Source organism: Microbacterium sp. M3 (assembly GCF_033548675.1).
Classification (GTDB): Bacteria; Actinomycetota; Actinomycetes; order Actinomycetales; family Microbacteriaceae; genus Microbacterium; species Microbacterium arthrosphaerae.
On record NZ_JAWTZT010000005.1, the window covers coordinates 214893 to 232887 of the forward strand.

Annotated in this window: 12 protein-coding genes; 2 read left to right on the forward strand and 10 right to left on the reverse strand. The window is 73.7% G+C overall.

The window, feature by feature from the left end; genetic code table 11:
* Positions 1 to 299: 299 nt before the first annotated feature.
* Positions 300 to 5963 carry an SCO7613 C-terminal domain-containing membrane protein gene (locus R8Z57_RS15505; protein WP_318354682.1) on the forward strand — a complete coding sequence of 1888 codons (5664 nt, stop codon included), beginning with the start codon at positions 300 to 302 and terminating at the stop codon, positions 5961 to 5963.
* Here the strand turns inward: R8Z57_RS15505 and R8Z57_RS15510 are convergent.
* Positions 5947 to 6624 (reverse strand): DNA-3-methyladenine glycosylase, encoded by a 678-nt coding sequence (locus R8Z57_RS15510; protein ID WP_318354683.1) that lies wholly within the window; start codon positions 6622 to 6624, stop codon positions 5947 to 5949. The genes R8Z57_RS15505 and R8Z57_RS15510 overlap by 17 nt on opposite strands.
* 73 nt (positions 6625 to 6697) lie before the next feature.
* Between R8Z57_RS15510 and R8Z57_RS15515 the strand changes: the two genes are divergently transcribed.
* Positions 6698 to 8335 (forward strand): MFS transporter, encoded by a 1638-nt coding sequence (locus tag R8Z57_RS15515; RefSeq protein ID WP_318354684.1) that lies wholly within the window; start codon positions 6698 to 6700, stop codon positions 8333 to 8335.
* A 427-nt stretch (positions 8336 to 8762) separates the two neighbouring features.
* Here R8Z57_RS15515 and R8Z57_RS15520 read toward each other — a convergent pair whose 3' ends face one another.
* The 9 genes from R8Z57_RS15520 to R8Z57_RS15560 all read right to left on the reverse strand — a co-directional run bounded on the left by R8Z57_RS15520 (position 8763) and on the right by R8Z57_RS15560 (position 17975).
* Positions 8763 to 10196 (reverse strand): hypothetical protein, encoded by a 1434-nt coding sequence (locus R8Z57_RS15520; RefSeq protein ID WP_318354685.1) that lies wholly within the window; start codon positions 10194 to 10196, stop codon positions 8763 to 8765.
* A complete protein-coding gene (locus R8Z57_RS15525) occupies positions 10186 to 11124 on the reverse strand; it encodes a TIGR03943 family putative permease subunit (RefSeq protein ID WP_318354686.1) in 939 nt (312 codons plus the stop codon). Before R8Z57_RS15525 ends, R8Z57_RS15520 begins: the two co-directional genes overlap by 11 nt.
* Positions 11117 to 12193: a permease gene (locus tag R8Z57_RS15530; protein ID WP_404810353.1), complete on the reverse strand. Its 1077-nt coding sequence runs from the start codon at positions 12191 to 12193 to the stop codon at positions 11117 to 11119. The genes R8Z57_RS15525 and R8Z57_RS15530 overlap by 8 nt, the downstream gene beginning before the upstream one ends.
* Positions 12180 to 12593 carry a transcriptional repressor gene (locus tag R8Z57_RS15535; protein ID WP_318354687.1) on the reverse strand — a complete coding sequence of 138 codons (414 nt, stop codon included), beginning with the start codon at positions 12591 to 12593 and terminating at the stop codon, positions 12180 to 12182. The genes R8Z57_RS15530 and R8Z57_RS15535 overlap by 14 nt, the downstream gene beginning before the upstream one ends.
* Before the next feature lie 47 nt (positions 12594 to 12640).
* The gene (locus tag R8Z57_RS15540) at positions 12641 to 13516 is read right to left on the reverse strand and encodes a metal ABC transporter permease (RefSeq protein WP_318354757.1); all 876 of its coding nucleotides are present in this window, start codon (positions 13514 to 13516) and stop codon (positions 12641 to 12643) included.
* Positions 13517 to 13529: 13 nt separating this feature from the next.
* Positions 13530 to 14366, reverse strand: a complete 837-nt coding sequence (locus R8Z57_RS15545) for a metal ABC transporter ATP-binding protein (protein WP_318354688.1) — start codon at positions 14364 to 14366, stop codon at positions 13530 to 13532.
* A complete protein-coding gene (locus tag R8Z57_RS15550) occupies positions 14363 to 15379 on the reverse strand; it encodes a metal ABC transporter solute-binding protein, Zn/Mn family (protein ID WP_318354689.1) in 1017 nt (338 codons plus the stop codon). Before R8Z57_RS15550 ends, R8Z57_RS15545 begins: the two co-directional genes overlap by 4 nt.
* A 143-nt stretch (positions 15380 to 15522) precedes the next feature.
* Complete coding sequence (locus R8Z57_RS15555) at positions 15523 to 16890, reverse strand: dihydrolipoamide acetyltransferase family protein (RefSeq protein ID WP_318354690.1); 1368 nt, start codon at positions 16888 to 16890, stop codon at positions 15523 to 15525.
* A gap of 119 nt (positions 16891 to 17009) precedes the next feature.
* Positions 17010 to 17975: an alpha-ketoacid dehydrogenase subunit beta gene (locus R8Z57_RS15560; protein WP_318354758.1), complete on the reverse strand. Its 966-nt coding sequence runs from the start codon at positions 17973 to 17975 to the stop codon at positions 17010 to 17012.
* Positions 17976 to 17995 lie beyond the last annotated feature (20 nt).

The window sequence follows — 17995 nt, forward strand, 5'->3', positions numbered from 1 at the left end:
AACGCGTACTGCGTGCTGGAGTGCGCGCAGACAAAGAGTCAGTCTAGCACAGCGGTCGTTCCGCCCCGGACCTGCGGAGGTGAGGAGCGCCGCGGTCGCCGCCTCGCCGCGCGTCTGTGCACAGTGCGCGCGGCCAGGCGGAGCAGCCGGGTATATTCCGGGGCGGGAATTCCTCCTGATAAGACGTCCAAAGCCGGCCCGGCGCGAGGCCCTGCGACCTGCGCCTGCCGACAAAATCCCTCACCGGACGAGCAACCCGGTGGACCATGTTCGTCAGTCCGAGGGGAGAAGGCGGAGACATGAACGGTTCGTACGACGGGACGCGGCTGTGGCCGGCGTCGCCGTTCGACCTCGCCGACGTTCATCGCTGCCCGTCGTGCTTCGCCGTCATCGTCGCCGCGGTGTGTCCCACGTGCGGATTCGCCCTCACCGACGCACGCGCCCCGCAGGTGCTCGCGCTCGGACGCGAGATCGTCAGCACCGAACTGGCGCGGCAGCAGCTGATCGACGAGATCCGGCAGGACTCCCCCGCACCCGCCCGCATTGCCGCAGCCGCGGCGATGTCGACGGATGCCGCGGCCCCGGCGATCCTCACCGCGCCGCAGCCCGTCGGGGCCGCCGTGGCGCCGACGGCCGCCGTGCCCGACCTCGTCGCGCCCGTCGACACGGCTGCGGCTGCGGCCGCGGCATCCGTCCCCTCCCCCTCGGTGCCCGCCGGTGGTCTCCCGCCCGCCTACACGAAGCCCGTCGCACGCGAGGCGGCGCCCGCCGGCCGCGAGCCGGCCGCTCCGGCGCCGATCGTGGCATCCGCTCCGCGCCGGCGCCTCACGGTCCCGGTGCTGCTGCTGATCGTCGGGGTCTCGCTCGTCGGCATCGCCGCGGTGTTCTTCCTGATCCTGGCCTTCTACGTCGCGAACACCGCCGTTCGCGCCCTCATCGTGGGCGCGATCACCCTGGCGACGATCGGCCTGGCCTCGTGGCTGCGTCGCCGCAGCCTCACCGCCACGGCGGAGGGCATCGGCGCCCTGGGTGTCGTCCTGCTCGCGCTCGACGCGTGGGCGGTGCGCGCGAACGATCTGTTCGGCGCGGGTGCGACGGACCCCGCCGTCTACACCGGGATCGCGGCTCTCGTGGTCGCCGTCCTCTGCCGGGTGTGGGCGCGGGTGTCGCACCTGCGCGGTCCCGACCTCGCGGCGTCGCTCGGCCTGCCCGCCGGGCTCGGCTTCCTGGTCGCCGGGCTCGCCGCCCTCCCGCCCGCGGAGGCCGCGACCGCCGGGCTGCTCGGCGCCGCCGCCGGCGGACTGGTGCACGCGCTCCCGGTGCCGTGGTCGTCGGCGCGACCCGGCGCGGACGGCATCGTCGAACGGCTCGTCCTCGCGCTGTCGGGCGTCGGCGCACTGGTCGCCGCCGGGATCACCGCGGTGGTCTTCACAGGCGACGCCGTCGCCGTGGTCGTGTGGTCGAGCGCGGGACTCGTCGTGCTGGGTGCCGCGCACGCGTGGCTGGCGCGCCGCCGGGTGGCCGGTATCGAGCTGCCGGCCGCGGGCGTCGTGTCGGGCGTCGCGTCGTCGATCGCCGTCGCGGCCGCGGGCCTCGCCGGATGGCAGCTGGCGCTGCGCACCGAGGCTCCCGTCTACACCCTCCTCGTCGGACCGCTGCTGGCGGTGCTCGTCGCGTTCGCACTCGACGTCGTGCGGGCGCGCCGCGCCTCGCGCACCCTGCTGCCCGCGGCGATCGTGTCGGGCGCCGTCGCGGCCGCGTCGATCGCCGGCGTCGCGATCTGGTGGTTCGCGCAGGCGGCCATGGCGATCGAGCGGTCGTGGTCGGCGTGGACGATGGATGCCTTCGCCACGCCCGTCGCCGCTCCGGAAGGGCCCGTCCTCGCCCTGAGCGCGGCCGTCGTCATCGCCGCGATGCTGCTGCGCGCGCCGACGATCGCTCGCCCGGTGCTCCGCGAGATCGCGCCGGTGGTCGCGGCGGTCCTGGTGCTCACCGCCGCGGCCCGCACCGCCGTGCCGGCGGTTCTCGTGGCGGCGGGCGTCGTGGCGGCCGCCGTGGCGGTCGTCGCGCTCGGCGTCCGTCGCCGGCGCGGCGGAAGCGTCCCGGGGACCGCGATGGTCCCTGCGGTCACGCGCGCCGACGGCGACGGTCGCGTCGAGTCCGGCGGCACGTCCGTCGGCTGGATCGTCACGGGCGGCATCGCCGTCGCGACGGCCTACCTTGCCGGTGTCGCGACGCCCTGGCTGTGGCTCGTCGGGGTCGCCGTGGCCCTGGCGTACCCGATCGCCGTGCGGCTCGTTCTGCGCCCCGCGGGCGGCGCGGCCGTCGCGACAGCCGTGGTCCCGGTGGCGATCGCCGCCCTGTCGGCCCTGCCGGCGCCGGCCGCTCTCGCGGCCGCCACGGGCCTGTGGGGCGACGAGCCGTCGATCATCCTCGCCCTGCTGCAGTGGGTCGCGCTCGCAACCCTCGCCGCCGCGGTGGTGCTGCGCGTGGACGCGCCGAGCCGCGCGGCCCTCGCGATCGCCGCCGAGGTCATCGCCGCACTGACGCTGGCGTGGTCGGCGATCGCCGTCGCGATGGACGACGCGTCGCTGGCCGGGCCGCTCGTGGCGAGCCTCGGCGAACCCGCACTCGGCATCGTGCGCAGCGCCCTGCTGCTCGTCGGGTTCGCGGCGCTCGCCCTGGGCGCGACCCGCGTCGGGCGAGAACCGGCGATCATCGCCGCGGCCCTCACGGCGCCTCTCGCTGCGGCCACCGCCTACGACGTGCTGCGAACGGCGGGCGGCGTCAACACCGACGCGACGCCGATCGTGCTGACCGCTGCCGCCGTCGCCGTCACGGTCGCGGCGGCGATCGTCGTCACCCTCGTGCGGCGGGAGGCTGCGAGCGACGGCCGCGACGATGCGGCCGTGGCGGGTGCCGGCGCGCTCGGCGCGAGCGGAGCTCCCGAGGTGACCGGCGCGACCGAGTCGAACGGCGCCCCGGGCTCACGTGCGGCCGTCGCGACCGCCCCGGTCGTCGCGCCCATCGACATCCCCGCATCGGTGGCCGCGGTCGGCACCACGTCGTCGGCCGACGTCACCGCGACGTCGGCCGTGCGCCTGCCGGCACCACCGGTCGCGGTCATCCGGCGCCGGGCGGCCGACCTCGGGGCGGCTGTGACGCTCCTGGTGGTCGTCTGGGGAGTCCCGCTGCAGCTGACGTGGGCGGTGCTGGCCCTCATCGCGATCTGGTTCGCGGCCACCGCCGTCACGCGCATCGCCGTCGACGACGCGTCGATCACCGCCGAGCGGGGCCGGACTGCGCACGGCTGGATCGCGCCTGCCGCCGATCCGCTCGACGACCGCTTCGCGACCTCCCGCCCCGGAACGCCGGTGGCCGCGGCGCCACGCCGCCTGCTGGCCTGGCCGGCGGTCGCCGCGGGCATCGCGGCGTGGTGGTCGTGGCTCGACGCCGGCACGCCCGCCGCGTGGTGGACGATCGAGACCTACGTCATCCCGGTGGCGGTGGCGCTCGTCGTCTTCACCGCCGTGCTGGTCTGGCTGCGCCGCCGCGCCGAAGCGGCGGTCGCGCTGGCAGCGGGCCTCGTCGTCGGGCTGTGGACCCTGGCGCTGGCCGGCTGGTGGAGCGAGCCGCTGCGCGGCGTGATCGTGGCGCTCGTCGCCGTGGGGATCACCCTGGCGCTGTCGTTCACGCCGGTCCGCGGCATCCGTCCCGTCGCTCCGGTCGGGGCAGCCGTCGCCATGACCGGACTGGCTCTCGTCGCGGTCCAGCGTGCCGTCGAGGGGCCCGGCTGGCAGGTGCTCTGGCTCGTGCTGCTGGTCGCCACGGCGTACGCGTCGGGCGCGGGCGCCGCTGCCGCGCGCCCCGCCCGGCCGTCGTCGACGCTGTACGCCCTCGTCGTTCCGCCGGCGGCACTCATCGCCGCCGTCGCGGTGATCGTGCCCATCGCCGACGAGCCGCGCATCCTCGCCGGCAGCCTGATCATGCTCGCCGGGCTCCATCTCGCCGCCGCCTGGCTCGATCGCCTGCCCCTGACGGCGCTCACCCGCTGGGTGTCGCTCGGCGGTGCTCTCGCCATCGGCGCCGGTGCCTGGAGCCTGGGCGCGGCGACCCAGATCGAAGCCGTCTCGCTGCCCGTCGCGGCCATGTGCCTCATCGGCGCCGTGCTCGGCATGCTGCGCCGTCGCACCTCCGGCGAGCCGTGGCCGGCGGCCGAAGGGCCCGCGTGGATCGCCGGACTCGTCCTCGCGACCGTGCCCAGCCTGCTGGCCGCCCCCACCTCCGCCCGGGTGTGGTCGTACGTGATCCTCACGCTGCTCGCCGCCGGCGCCGTCGCGGCCTTGCGCGAGCCGGCAGGCCGCGCCGCCGAGGCCGTCACATCGCTGCCCGAGCCCGTCGACCGTGCGGCCGCCGCTCTGGTGGGACTCCCGCCGGTCGACGTCGGCGCGGGCGCAGTGCCGGATGCCGCGGGTCGCGGCTCCCCCTCCCGGACCACCCCCCGTCCGGGAGCGACCGGCTGGTTCTTCCCGCAGGCATCGGCTTCCGCTTCGGCGCCGGGTGCGCCGGCGACCGGCGCCGGCACGCCTGTTCCCGCCTCCGGCACCGCGGCCCCCGCCCCCGGCACCGCAGCCCCCGCCGCTGGCACCGCGGCCCCCGTCGCCGGCACCCGGGGCACGGCCCCCGGCACCCCGGCCGCCGTCGCCGGTGCGCCGATCGTCGGTGCGCCGCCCGCGCCGCCGCGTCCGCGCTACCCCGACGTCTGGAGCCTCCGCACCCCCACCGTGACGCTGCTGGGCGCGGCCGCGCTCGTCGTAGGGCTGCGAGGTCTGCTCGCCCCCGGTCTCGCCAGCGGCACGGCGGCGGCGATCGTCGCGGGCGTCGGCGTGCTCGCTGTCGCCGTGGTGTTCACGGCGACGGCGCGCACGGATCGCCCCGCTCGCGTCGCGGCGGCACTGGCGGGCGCCGGCGCCGCGCTCCTCGTGCTCGTCACGCTCACGAAGCCCGAGGCCGACCTCGGCACCATGACGGTCACCGCGGTCATCGGCGGCGCGGTCGGCGTCGCCGGCGCCTCGGTGCTGGGCCTGCGCCGGTGGGTTCCCCTCGGCGCCGTGCTCGCGGTCGGCGGTCTCCTCGTCGCGCTGACGGCATGCGCCATGCGCTTCTTCGCCGTCGCGACCCGCCCCGATGGCGGCCTCGAGCCCGACCTGTGGGCGGTGGCCGGAGCCGGCATCGCCGCCGCGATCGCGTTCGCGGCCCTGCGGGCCACCCCGTCTGCGGCGGTCGGCCGGGTGGCGGGCGCCGGCTTCGCGGTGGCGTCCGTGCTGTTCGCCGGTGCCGAGGCGACCCTGCTGGGCGCGCAGCCGACCGGCGACGAGCTGCGCACGGTGCTCGTCATGAGCGCGATGACCGCGGCGGCCGCGATCGGGTTCGCGTTGCGGGCACGGCTGGGGCTGTCGCTCGCGATCGCCGCCGCGGTCGCCGGCATCGTGTTCGGCCTCCTCGCGCTCACGGCCGCCGGCGTGCGCCCGGTGGAGCTGGTGACCGTCCCGCCGGCGATCGGCGGCATCCTGTTCGGCGTGCGCGCGATGCGCCGCGACCCGGGCCTGCGGTCGTGGCCGGCGCTCGGCCCGTGGCTGGCGCTGCTGACCGTGCCGTCGCTCCTGCACGACTTCGGCGAGTCGGAGCTGTGGCGCATCGTCGCACTGGGGGTCGTCGCGATCGCCATGGTCGTGGTGGGCGCCGTATACCGGCTGCAGGCCCCGCTCGTGCTCGGTTCGGCGGTGCTGCTCGTGCACGCGGTGGCGCAGCTGTGGCCGTGGATCTCGACCGCCTATGCAACGGTGCCGTGGTGGCTCTGGCTGGGGCTCGGCGGCGCGCTGCTCATCTTCATCGCGGCTCGCTACGAGAAGCGCATGCGAGCCCTGCGCACGGCCTTCGTCGCGGTCACGTCGCTTCGCTGACCTCGCGGGCCCCGCGCCCCCACCGGAACGGCGACACCGTGGGGTCGCCGGGGATCCAGTAGCGCCACGGGAACGCCGCGGTGCCGGCGATCCCCGCAACACCCACCCGTGGGCCCGAAGCGACGTCGGCCAGCGGTTCCGCGAGCAGCTCGAGGCGGGCCACCGCGCCGTGCCGCGGCGCTCCGGTGATCGCGTCGATGCCGTCGTGGAGCGGATGCCGCAGCCCCACCGCGTCGCCGAAGCGCCCGGGTCCCCGCGCCAGATCGCGCGGCGTGCGTGCCGCCGGGCGGCGCCGGGTGGCGGCATCCGTCCCCTCGAGCACCTCGCCCGCACGCAGCAGCACACCGCCCGCCACCCCCGCCGGTCCGCAGACGACATTCACGCAGGAGTGGATGCCGTGGCTGAGGTACACGTACAGGTGCCCGGGCTCGCCCCACATCGTCGCGTTGCGTGCCGTGGGTCCCATGCGCGCGTGCGAGCCGGGATCGGGCACCGGCCCGGTGTCGCGACCGTGGTATGCCTCGACCTCGGTGACCCGCACGGCGACGGTCTCGCCGGCGACGACGGTCGTGAGCCGCGCGCCGAGCAGCGACGGTGCCACCTCGGCCGGGAGCCCGCGCAGATCCGCGCGGGTCGCCGCCCGCCAGCCGTCCCGCACCATGGCGCCGAGTCTACGTCCGCGCGTCACCGCAACGTGGGCGTCGGCCCGCCACGCGAAACGATACTGTTCGCGCATGGGGAAGTGGTTCGTGCTCATCCTGCTGAGCGTCTCGCAGTTCATCATGGTGCTCGACAGCACGGTCATGAACGTCTCGATCTCGACGGTCGCGCACGATCTCGGCACCGACATCTCGGGCATGCAGGCGGCGATCACGTTCTACGCCCTCACGATGGCCGCGTTCATGCTCACGGGCGGCAAGCTCGGCGACCGCTGGGGCCGCAGCCTCGCCTTCCGCATCGGATCGGTCGTCTACGGCATCGGCTCGCTGACCACGGCGCTGAGTCCGAACCTGGGCGTGCTCATGCTCGGCTGGTCGCTCGTCGAGGGCCTCGGCGCGGTGCTCGTGATCCCCGCGATCGCCGCGCTCGCGGCGATCAATTACGAGGGCCGCGCACGGGTCGTCGCGTTCGCGGTGCTCGGGGCCGTCACCGGCGCGGCCGCGGCGGCGGGCCCGCTCATCGGCGGGCTCGTCACGACCTATTCGTCATGGCGCTACGTCTTCGTGGCCGAAGCGGTCATCATGACACTCGTCCTCATCGTGTCGGGACGCATCAAGGACGTCCCCGGCGACCGCGGGCTGCGCATCGACCTCGCGAGCGTGGTGCTCTCGGCCCTGGGCCTCAGCCTGCTCGTCTACGGCATCCTGCAGTCCAAGACGTGGGGCTGGGTCGTGCCGCTGGACCCCCCGGTGATCAACGGCCGCCCGTTCGCGCCGTTCGGGATCTCGCCGGTGGCCTACCTCATCCTGCTGTCGATCGTGGTGCTGTGGCTGTTCGTCCGGCGGCAGCAGCGACTGGAGCGCACCGGCCGCGTGCCGCTGCTGAAGGTCAGCCTGCTGGGCATCCCGGCGCTCCGCAGCGGCCTCACGATGTTCATGGCGCAGTACTTCGCGATCGCGGCGCTGTTCTTCGTGATCCCGGTGTACCTGCAGACGATCCTCGGCTTCGACGCGCTCGAGACCGGCCTCAAGATCCTGCCGCTGTCGGTCGGCCTGATCCTCTTCTCGATGCTCGGGTCGCGGCTGTCGACGGTGCGCTCGGCGCGCAACATCGGCCGCATCGGGCAGCTGACGCTCGGCCTCGGCGTGCTCGTCGTGTTCCTCGCGGTGCAGCCGGAGCTCGCCGACTGGGCGTTCGGTGCCGGCATGTTCGTCGTCGGCGCCGGCTTCGGCCTGCTCGCCTCGCAGCTCGGCAACGTCAACATGTCGGCCGTCGACCAGTCCGACACGTCCGAGGTCGGCGGTCTGCAGGGCACCTTCCAGAACCTGGGGTCGTCGTTCGGCACGGCGGTCGTCGGCTCGGTGTTCATCCTGCTGCTCACCTCCGGCTTCACCGGCGCCGTGCAGCAGAGCGAGACGCTGCCCGGCGACATCCGCGACGAGGTGGTGGCGGTAGCCTCCAAGGGCGCGCCGATCATCTCTCAGCAGCAGGCCGAGGATCTGTTGACGGATGCCGGAGCCGACCCCGAATCCGCCACCGAGATCGCCCAGCTCTACGCCGACACGCAGGTCGAGTCGCTCCGGCAGTCGCTGTTCCTCGTGTTCGCCCTGACCGTGCTCGGGCTGCTGCTGTCGACCGGCCTGCCCTCGCGCCTCCCGGAGCCGGCCGCACCGCCCGCGGCCGCGGCATCCGCCCCTCCCCCGCCCGCGTAGCCCCGCGCACGCCGCGCCCGGCGCCCGGCGCCCCGCGCCCGGCGCCCCGCGCCCGGCGCCCCGCGCCCGGCGCCCCGCGCCCGGCGCCCCGCGCCCGGCGCCCCGCGCCCGGCGCCCCGCGCCCGGCGCCCCGCGCCCGGCGCCCCGCGCCCGGCGCCCCGCGCCCGGCGCCCCGCGCCCGGCGCCCCGCGTCCGGCGCCCCGCGCCCTCGCCGGCGCCCGCCTTGACGTCGAGATCGCACCATCTCGGCGAGACAGCACGACATCGGCGCCGACAACATGGTGTCTCGACGACATCGCACCATCTCGACGCACGAGCGGGGGCCGACGCACGAGCGGGGGCCGACGCACGAGCGAGGGACGCGACGAAACGCAGGGACGCGACGAACGCAAGGGACGCGAACGGATGCCGCGGCCCGGGCGGGCGCCTAGCGCGGGGGCACCTGGCACCACGAGATCGACGAGCCGTTGAGGGCCACGACGGGCTCGCCGCCCGCCACCTCGAGGATGCGCGTCTCGGGCTTCTCGGGCAGCGGCAGCTGGTAGGTGTCGTAGGGATTCGACACGGCGTCGGGCGCGACCATCACCGCGACGTACCGCGAGCTGGGCGACACGCAGACCTGGATCACGGCATCCGTCTCAGGGATCTCAGTGAGCATGCTCGTCGCGCCGTCCGCGTCGACGAGGGCCACCGAGGTGCGTCCCGTCGGCACGCCGCCCGCGTCGAGCACCGCGGCGGTGCGGATGGTCGAGCCGTCCGGCAGCGGCGTCACCGACGTCGTGCCCCCGAGCTCGACGTCGGGCGCGACCAGCGGCGCTTCGCTCGCGTCGGTGAGGTCGATCACCGCCGACTGCTCGAGGCGATCGACGACGGTCTCGCTCGATCCGCGCGCGATGCCGTCGATGGCGATCGCGGCGCCGAGCGCCGTCGCGGACGTGTCGGCGCCCGAGCCGGTGAGCAGCAGCGATCCGTCGAACGACAGCAGCAGGATGCTGTCGGTGTCGGGCACGAACCGCCACTCCGCGACGCGGGGGTCGGCGCCCTCGACCTCGATCGGCGTCGGCTCGGCGTCGGGCTCGCCGAGCGAGGCGGTGAACAGCCGGCTCTCGCGGCCGGTGTCGGCGTCGAGCTCGGCATCCGAGAAGGTGTAGCCGATGCGCTCGCCCCGGTCGGCGCTCTGCAGGTTGGAGAGGTAGCCGTCGGCGCCGTCTTCGACCGGCAGCGGCAGCTCGTGCTCGTCGCCGCCGTCGAGATCGGTGACGAGAAGGCCGGGCAGGTCGTCGTCGGTGCGCACCGACACCACCAGATGGTCGGCCGTGGCGCGGAAGTCCTCGATGTGGGGGTGGCGGAACACGGCGACCGCGTTCTGGCCGGTGAGGTCGCTGCGGTAGATGAGGTCGTCGCCGCTCGGCGTGTCGCGCTGCAGCAGGAAGACCTCGGCCGGAGGAGTGCGGAAGGTCTCGGTGATCGTGGCGGTCGGGCCGCCGCCCAGCGACGCGACGTCGTCGATCGTCACGGTGTACTCGGTGTCGTCCCACAGCGGCAGCGTGAAGCGCACGCCGAGGCTCCGCCCCGACGTGTCGACCGCGAACGGGGTTGCCGGCGTGATGGTCACCTGCGAGGCGTCGACCTCGGCCAGCGTCTGGGTGGTGGTGACGATCAGCCGGGATCCGGATGCCGCGGCCGCCGCCGCCGGATCCACCGACACCTGCGAGACACGCGGCCCCTGCGCGACGCTCGCCGCCGCACCCGCCAGGCCGATGATGGCCAGCACCCCCACGACGATGGCGAAAGCGCCTGCGAACGCGCGCCCGCGGCGTCGCCGGGAGCGGCCGCGGCGCGTGGCGCCGTCAGTACTCATACGGGTCCTCGGGCTCGGCGATCTCATCGACCGACTCGGCGTCGACGACGAGACGCCCGTCCGACGACGACTGCACCGTGCCGCTGATCGTCACCCACTGCCCGGTCGCGGGGATGTCGGCCGCCACGACCGGCAGGCTCGCCGGCTGCGCGTCGATGACGCAGTGCGTGATGACGAGGCGCGTGAGGTCGAACGCGTCGTCGTCGCCGGGCGTGACGAACCCGGTGAGTTCGATGGTGTCGCCGTCGAACGCGTCGGGGTTGGTCGACGTGGCGAACACCGTCGCCCATTCGCCGACGCCGAACGAGCCGGTGTCGCCGGTCGAGGCGAGCTGGATCGTGTCGGCGCCGCCGAACAGCGGTGTGGCGCCGACGTCGCGCGACATCGCCAGTTCGGCGCTGAGCGACGCGGGCGGCAGCACGAGCGTCAGAAGGACGACACCGGATGCCGCGACCCCGCCGACCACCGTCGCAGTCACCGCGAGGGGGTGCGGCGTGTGGTGGACGTGCTCGCCGGCAGACCCGTGTCCCTGCCCCTCAACAGCGTCCCCCATCCCCTGACTCGCCAAGACACGCCGGAGCCCGCGCCGGTCGTCCGGCGTGTCTTGGCGACTCGCGGGGGAAGTTGCGGGCGGACGGGCGGGGGAAAGGGCGGGGGAAAGGACGGGGGCAGGGGCGTGGGAAGAGTGGGCGTGGCTCGGGTCTCCGTGGTCGTGGCCATGGTCGGCCTCCGCGCCGAGCGGCAGCGCGAACGACGCGACGGTGCCGATCAGCACCACCACCGCCATCGAGACCGCGAACCACGTCGAGTCGGGGTTGATGTAGAGCCCGAGCCGTCCGGTCACCGCGAGCGAGATCGTGACCACGGCCAGCACCGCGGCGAGCCCGACGCCCAGCCACCGCGTTCCGAGCCACTGCGCCTTACGCAAGGAGGTTCACCGCCGTCCCGATCGCGAAGGCCGACAGCACCACCACGACGACGATGCCGCCGAGCGTGCGCCAGGTGAACGTCGTGCGCATGAGCGCGAGCATCTTCACGTCGACGAGCGGCCCGACCAGCAGGAACGCGACGATCGACCCGGGCGTGAACGTCGAGGCGAACGACAGCGCGAAGAACGCGTCGACGTTCGAGCAGATCGACACCACCATGGCCAGCGCCATCATCGCGACGATCGACAGCGCCGGGTTCGACCCGATCGCCAGCAGCGCGTCGCGCGGGATCAGCACCTGCACCGCCCCGGCCAGCGCCGAGCCGATGACGAGCGCCGGCATGACGGCGCGCAGCTCCACCACGAACTGCGCGAGCGTGCGGCGCCCCTTGCCGCCCGGCTCGTGGGTCACCAGCTCGCACGTGTCGCGGAAGCGGTCGGTGAGCAGCGCGTCGGGGGACGGATGCCGCGAATACAGCCAGCCGATGAGGTTCGCGATCGCGTAGCCGCCGAGGATGCGTGCGACGAGGATGCCGTCGCTGAAGCCGAACGCCTGATGCGTCGTGATGATCACGATGGGGTTCACGATCGGCGCCGCGATGAGGAACGTCATGGTCTCGGGCACCGAGAATCCGCGCATCAGGAGGCCGCGCGCGAACGGGACGTTACCGCACTCGCAGACCGGCACGATCATGCCGAGCAAGGAGAGCATGGCGCGACGAGCCCACGCGCGGCGCGGCATCCATCGCTCGATGAGGCCCGGTGGCACCCACACCTGCACGACGATCGACAGCACGACGCCGAGCACGACGAACGGCAGCGACTCGATGAGCACGCTGATCGCGAGGGTCAGACCATCCTGTGCGCGTGTGGAGAGCGTCGCCGGGTACAGCGACGGGGCGAGCCAGTCGATGAGGAACAGGCCCGCGACGAAGAGGACGCCGACGCCCAGCCAGACCAGCGCACGCGCCAGCGGCGTGGGCTCGAGCCGCGCTGTGCGCGGGGTGTGCCGGGGAGCCGGCGAGCCGCCGGACCGCGAAGGGCGGGTTGCGGGGTCAGTCCTTGTCACGCTCGGCATCCCGGGCTGCGGCGCACGATCCGCAGAGCCCGAAGATGTCGACGACATGCTCGGCGTCGCGGAATCCGTGGCGCTCGGCGGTGCGATGCGCCCACTGCTCGACGTCCGTCGCCTCGATCTCGACGGTGAGTCCGCAGGAGCGGCAGATCAGGTGGTGGTGATGGCCGGTGCTGGTGCAGGCGCGGTACAGCGCCTCGCCTTCGGGGCTCTGCAGCGAGTCGGCGTCGCCCTGGGCGGCGAGGCCGGCGAGCGCGCGGTACACGGTGGCGAGGCCGATGCCGGTGTTCTCGTCGCGAAGGGTCGCGTGCAGCGTCTGCGCACTGACGAATCCGCGGGCGTCGGAGAGCGCTTCGCGCACGCGTTCACGCTGCCACGTATTGCGCTGGGCCATGCTTCCGAGTCTACCGAGGGGTCCTGTGCATCGGCCGGGCGCCCGGGTCAGTGCGCCGCCGCGGCGGCCGCGCGCGTGACGCGACCGCGGCGCGCGCCGGCGATGCGGCACACCACGTAGATCGCGAACGAGATGGTCGTGATGTACGGGCTCACCGGCAGCGTGCCCATGATCGCGAGCAGGATGCCACCGACCGCCGACACGAGACCGAACAGCGCCGACAGCAGCGGCACCGACAGCGGCCCCGACGCGATGCGCATCGCCGCGGCGGCGGGGGTCACGAGCAGCGCCATCACGAGGAGGGCGCCGATGATGTGCACGGCGACGGCGACGATGAGCCCGAGCAGCAGCATGAACGCGAGCGACACGGCCGTCGTCGGCACGCCGCGCGCCGCCGCCGACTGCGGGTCGAGCGAGTCGAAGCGCAGCGGCCGCCAGATCAGCAGCAGGCCCAGCAGCACGAGTACCCCGATGCCGATCAGCCAGCCGAGCTGTCCGGTCTGCACCGAGACGATCTGCCCGGTGAGCAGGCTGAACCGGTTGGCGCTGCGGCCGTCGTAGAGCGAGAGGAACAGGATGCCGAGACCCAGCCCGAACGGCATCAGCACGCCGATGATCGAGTTGCGATCGCGGGCCTTCGCGCCGAGCACGCCGATGAGCGCGGCGGCGATGAGCGAGCCGACGATGGAGCCGGTGACGACGTCCCAGCCGATGAGGAGCGCAGCCGCGGCGCCCGCGAACGACAGCTCGCTGATGCCGTGCACGGCGAAGGCCATGTCGCGCTGCATCACGAAGACGCCGATGAGACCGCCGACGAGCCCGAGCGCGGCGCCCGCCCACACCGAGTTCGACACGAGCGCCAGGATCTCGCCGTAGAACGGCAGCCCGCCGAACATCGCGTCCGCGATGTCGCTCCCGTTCATGCGCCGGCCCCGCTCACTCGTCGACCCCGTGGTCGTGGTGGTGATGGGATGCCTCGGCATCGGGTGCGCCGACGACCACGAGGCGGTCGCCCGCCCGCAGCACGAAGACGTGCGCGCCGTAGAGCGCCGTCAGCACGTCCGAGCGCAGCACCTCCTGCGGCGTCCCGAGCGTGAACCGGCCGTTGGCGATGTAGAGGATGCGGTCGACCTTGCCCAGCAGCGGGTTGATGTCGTGCGTCACGAGCAGGACCGCGGCATCCTTCTCCTTGCGATGCCGGTCGATCAGGCCGATCACCGCCTGCTGGTTCGCGAGGTCGAGGCTCGTGAGCGGCTCGTCGCACAGGAGCAGCGACGGGTCGTCGGCGAGCGCCTGACCGGCGCGCAGCCGCTGCTGTTCGCCGCCCGACAGCAGGCCCACCGGCCGGCCGGCGAAGTCGCGCGCGCCGACGGCGTCGATGAGCGCATCGACGCGTGCCCGGTCGCCGCGGCGCGGGATCGGGAAGCCGAAGCGGTGCCCGTCGACGCCGAGCGTCACGAGGTCGCGGCCGCGCAGCGACGTGTCGCGGGGCAGCGGCCGTGCCTGCGGGATGTAGCCGATGCTGCGATTGCCCGGGCGCCCCACCGGCGTGCCGTCGACCGTGATCTCGCCGCGCGACAGCGGCTCGAGGCCCAGCACCGCCCGCAGCAGTGTGGTCTTGCCCGATCCGCTCGGACCCAGCACGGCGACGAGCTCGCCCGCGTGGACGTCGAGGTCGAGGCCCGACCACAGCTCGCGGTCGCCGCGCTGCAGGGCGGCGTCGCGGATGCTGAGGACGACCGGTCGTGCCGAGGCGCGTGAAGCGGGCGTCACGCCTGCAGCGCTGCGCTGAGCGCCTCGATGTTCGCCTGCATCCACGAGATGTAAGTCTCCCCCTCCGGGAGCGTTTCCGAAAACGCGATCACCGGAATGCCGAGGGCCTCGGCCTCGTCGACGATCTGCTGGGTCTCGGCCCCGGCGGTCTGCGCGTTCGTGATGACGACGTTCACGGCACCGTCGCGCAGGAGCGCGAGCGATTCCAGCAGCGTCGCGGGGGCGACATCCTGCCCCTCCTCCACCGCCTCGCTGAAGGCGTCGGGCGTGGCGTTCTCGAGCCCGGCCGCCGTGAGCAGGTACACCGGCACCGGCTCGGTCACGAAGGCCTGCTCGCCGCCGTGCGCGGCACCGATCTCTGCGAGCGATGCCTCGAGCCCCTCGACCTCCGCCACGAACGCCTCGGCGTTGGCGGTGAAGGTCTCGGCGTTCTCGGGGCTCAGCTCGCCGAGCTCGACGGCGATCGCCTCGGCGACGTGCACGATCGTGTGCGGGTCGTACCAGACGTGCTCGTTGAATCCCTCGACGTGCCCGTGATCGCCGTGGTCGTGGTCGTGTTCTTCCTCGGTGTGCTCGTCGGCGGCCTCGGTGGCCCCGGCCTCGTCGGCGTGGTCGTCGTGACCCTCGTTCTCGGGCCAGTCGTGCGAGTGCTCGACGGCGGTGACGACCGGCGCCTCGCTGCCGCTGGACTCGATGAGGGCGTCGATGAACGCGTCGTAACCGCCGCCGTTCTCCACGATCAGGTCGGCCTTCGACACCGCGAGCTGGTCGCGGGCGCTCGGCTCGAACGAGTGCGGGTCCTGCGAGGCGTTCGACACGATCGAGGTCACGTCGACGAGGCCGCCCCCGATCTCCGAGGCGATCTCGCCGTAGACGTTCGTCGACGCGACGACCGACAGCGTCGCGTCGTCCGCGTCTCCACCGGCGGCCGGCGCGCCCGCGCACCCCGCGAGGGTGAGGACGGATGCCGCCGCCAGGCCGAGCAGGATCGCAGAACGTCGCTTCGAGGTCATCCCTCGACTCTAACGCTACTGATAATCGTTCTCAAATCTGGCCGAGTCGCCGCACACCAGAGCGGAACGCATGCCGGACACGCCGAGAGGAGAGGCGCGGGAGCGGGCGGGGCGCCGAAGACTTCCGACGTCGCGCCCGCGCGTCAATCCAGCAGGAGCGCGGGCTCCTCGAGGATCGAGGCGACGTCGGCGATGAAGCGCGACATCCCGTCGCCGTCCACCACGCGGTGGTCGAACGAGCCGGCCACCGTGGTCACGTAGCGCGGGCGCACCTCGCCGTCGACGACCCACGGCTTCTGGCGGATCGTGCCGAGCGCGACGATGCCCGCCTCGCCGGGGTTGATGATCGGGGTGCCGGCGTCCATGCCGAAGACGCCGATGTTCGTGATGGTGATCGTGCCGCCGTGCTGGTCGGCGGGCGTCGTCTTGCCCTCGCGCGCCGTCAGCGTGAGCTTCTCGAGCGCGCGCGCGAGCTCGCGCATCGACAGGTCCTGGGCGTCCTTGATGTTCGGCACGAGCAGTCCGCGCGGTGTCGCGGCGGCGATGCCGAGGTTGACGTACCGGCGCACCCGGATCTGGGCGCCGCCCTCGGCATCCACCCACGCGGCGTTGACCATCGGCGTGCGACGGGCCGCCCAGATCACGGCGCGCGCCATGATGAGCAGCGGCGACACCCGGATGTCGGCGAAGTCGGGAGACGCCTTGAGCCGCTTGACGAGCTCCATCGTGCGCGTGGCGTCGACGTCGGTCCACACCGACACGTGCGGCGCCGAGTAGGCCGACTGCACCATCGCCGACGACGTCGCCTTGCGGACGCCCTTGACCGCGATGGTCTCCTCGCGCCCGGCCGCATCGGGGGCCGGGGTCGAAGGAGCCACGGCCGCCGGGCCCGGCGCGGACGCCGACGCCCCGACCGCGATGGTCTCCTCGCGGACGTCGCCCCACTCGGGCGTCTGGATGTTGCGGAACACGCTCGCCTGCGACGCGTGTCGCACCACGTCGTCGCGGGTCACCTCGCCGGCGGGACCGCTGGCGGTGACCGCCGAAAGCTCGACCCCGAGATCGCGCGCGAGCTTGCGGATGGGCGGCTTGGCGACGACCCCGACGGATGCCGCGACCCGCTGCTCCGGCGCGACCGCGGGCTTGCGGCGCCGCGACTGCACGTGCCCGCCGGTGCCGTAGCCCACGAGCACCGCACCGGCGCCCTCGGCAGCGTCGGCGGGCTCGCCGTGCTCGGACTGTCCGACGGTGACCGGGGCTGCGGCATCCGTCTTCGATGCGATCGTGATGATCGCCGCACCGACGTTCACGGTCGCGCCCTCGGCGGCGAGCAGCTCGCCCACGGTGCCGGCGAACGGCGACGGCAGCTCGACGAGCGACTTCGCCGTCTCGATCTCGACCAGCACGTCGTTGACGGCGACGGTGTCGCCGGGCGCGACGCGCCACTGGACGATCTCGGCCTCGGTGAGTCCTTCGCCGACGTCGGGGAGGACAAAGGTCTGCGTGCTCATGGGTGTCCTAACGGATAGCGCCCTTGCCGCGAGAGTACAGCGGGTCGCCGAGAGGGAGGGAAGCAACCTGCATCTCGTCCACCAGGTGTTCTCTCGCGGTTGAAGGGAGGGTCAGGGGGTCAGTAGGCCAGCGAACGGTCGACGGCCTCGAGGATGCGGTCGGCATCGGGGAGGTACGCGCCCTCGAGCTTGGCCGGGGGGAACGGGGTGTCGAAGCCCGACACGCGCAGCACGGGCGCCTCGAGCGCGTAGAACGCCCGCTCCATGACGGTGGCGGCGACCTCGGAGCCGAGCGACGTGAAGCCGGGCGCCTCCTGCGCGTAGACCATGCGGCCGGTGCGGCGCACGGAGTCGAGGATGGGGCCGTAGTCGATGGGCGACAGGGAGCGCAGGTCGACGACCTCGATGCTGGTGCCCTCCGACTCGGCGAGCGCGGCCGCCTGCAGCATGGTGGTCACCATGGCGCCGTGGCCGACGAGCGTCACATCGGTGCCGCGCCGGACGACGCGCGACGCGTGCAGCGGCAGCGCGCGGGCCGAGGTGTCGACCTCGCCCTTCTGCCAGTACTTGCTCTTGGGCTCGAGGAAGATCACCGGGTCGGCCGACGCGATGGCGTCCTGGATCATCCAGTAGCCGTCGTTCGGGGTCGACGGGCTCACCACGCGCAGGCCCGGGGTGTGCGTGAAGTACGCCTCGGGGCTCTCCTGGTGGTGCTCGATGGCGCCGATGTGACCGCCGTACGGGATCCGGATGACGACGGGCATCGACACCGCGCCCTCGAGGCGGTTCGTGAGCTTGGCCAGCTGCGAGGTGATCTGGTCGAAGGCCGGGAAGACGAAGCCGTCGAACTGGATCTCGACCACCGGGCGGAAGCCGGCGAGCGCCAGGCCGATCGCGGTGCCGACGAGTCCGGACTCGGCCAGCGGGCTGTCGATCACGCGCCGCTCGCCGAATTCGGCCTGCAGCCCCTCGGTGATGCGGAAGACGCCGCCCAGCTTGCCGATGTCCTCGCCCATGAGCAGCACCCGGTCGCTGCCGGCGAGCGCCGCCCGCAGGCCCGCATTGATGGCGCGGCTGAGCGGCATGGTCTGGACGGCGGATGCCG

Excerpts from the sequence above, each read along its gene's own strand:
- R8Z57_RS15515 (WP_318354684.1), top strand. The coding sequence starts at position 6,698 with ATGGGGAAGTGGTTCGTGCTCATCCTGCTGAGCGTCTCGCAGTTCATC.
- R8Z57_RS15510 (WP_318354683.1), bottom strand. The coding sequence starts at position 6,624 with ATGGTGCGGGACGGCTGGCGGGCGGCGACCCGCGCGGATCTGCGCGGG.
- R8Z57_RS15560 (WP_318354758.1), bottom strand. The coding sequence starts at position 17,975 with ATGCCGCTCAGCCGCGCCATCAATGCGGGCCTGCGGGCGGCGCTCGCC.
- R8Z57_RS15555 (WP_318354690.1), bottom strand. The coding sequence starts at position 16,890 with ATGAGCACGCAGACCTTTGTCCTCCCCGACGTCGGCGAAGGACTCACC.
- R8Z57_RS15540 (WP_318354757.1), bottom strand. The coding sequence starts at position 13,516 with ATGAACGGGAGCGACATCGCGGACGCGATGTTCGGCGGGCTGCCGTTC.
- R8Z57_RS15535 (WP_318354687.1), bottom strand. The coding sequence starts at position 12,593 with ATGGCCCAGCGCAATACGTGGCAGCGTGAACGCGTGCGCGAAGCGCTC.
- R8Z57_RS15505 (WP_318354682.1), top strand. The coding sequence starts at position 300 with ATGAACGGTTCGTACGACGGGACGCGGCTGTGGCCGGCGTCGCCGTTC.
- R8Z57_RS15550 (WP_318354689.1), bottom strand. The coding sequence starts at position 15,379 with ATGACCTCGAAGCGACGTTCTGCGATCCTGCTCGGCCTGGCGGCGGCA.
- R8Z57_RS15520 (WP_318354685.1), bottom strand. The coding sequence starts at position 10,196 with ATGAGTACTGACGGCGCCACGCGCCGCGGCCGCTCCCGGCGACGCCGC.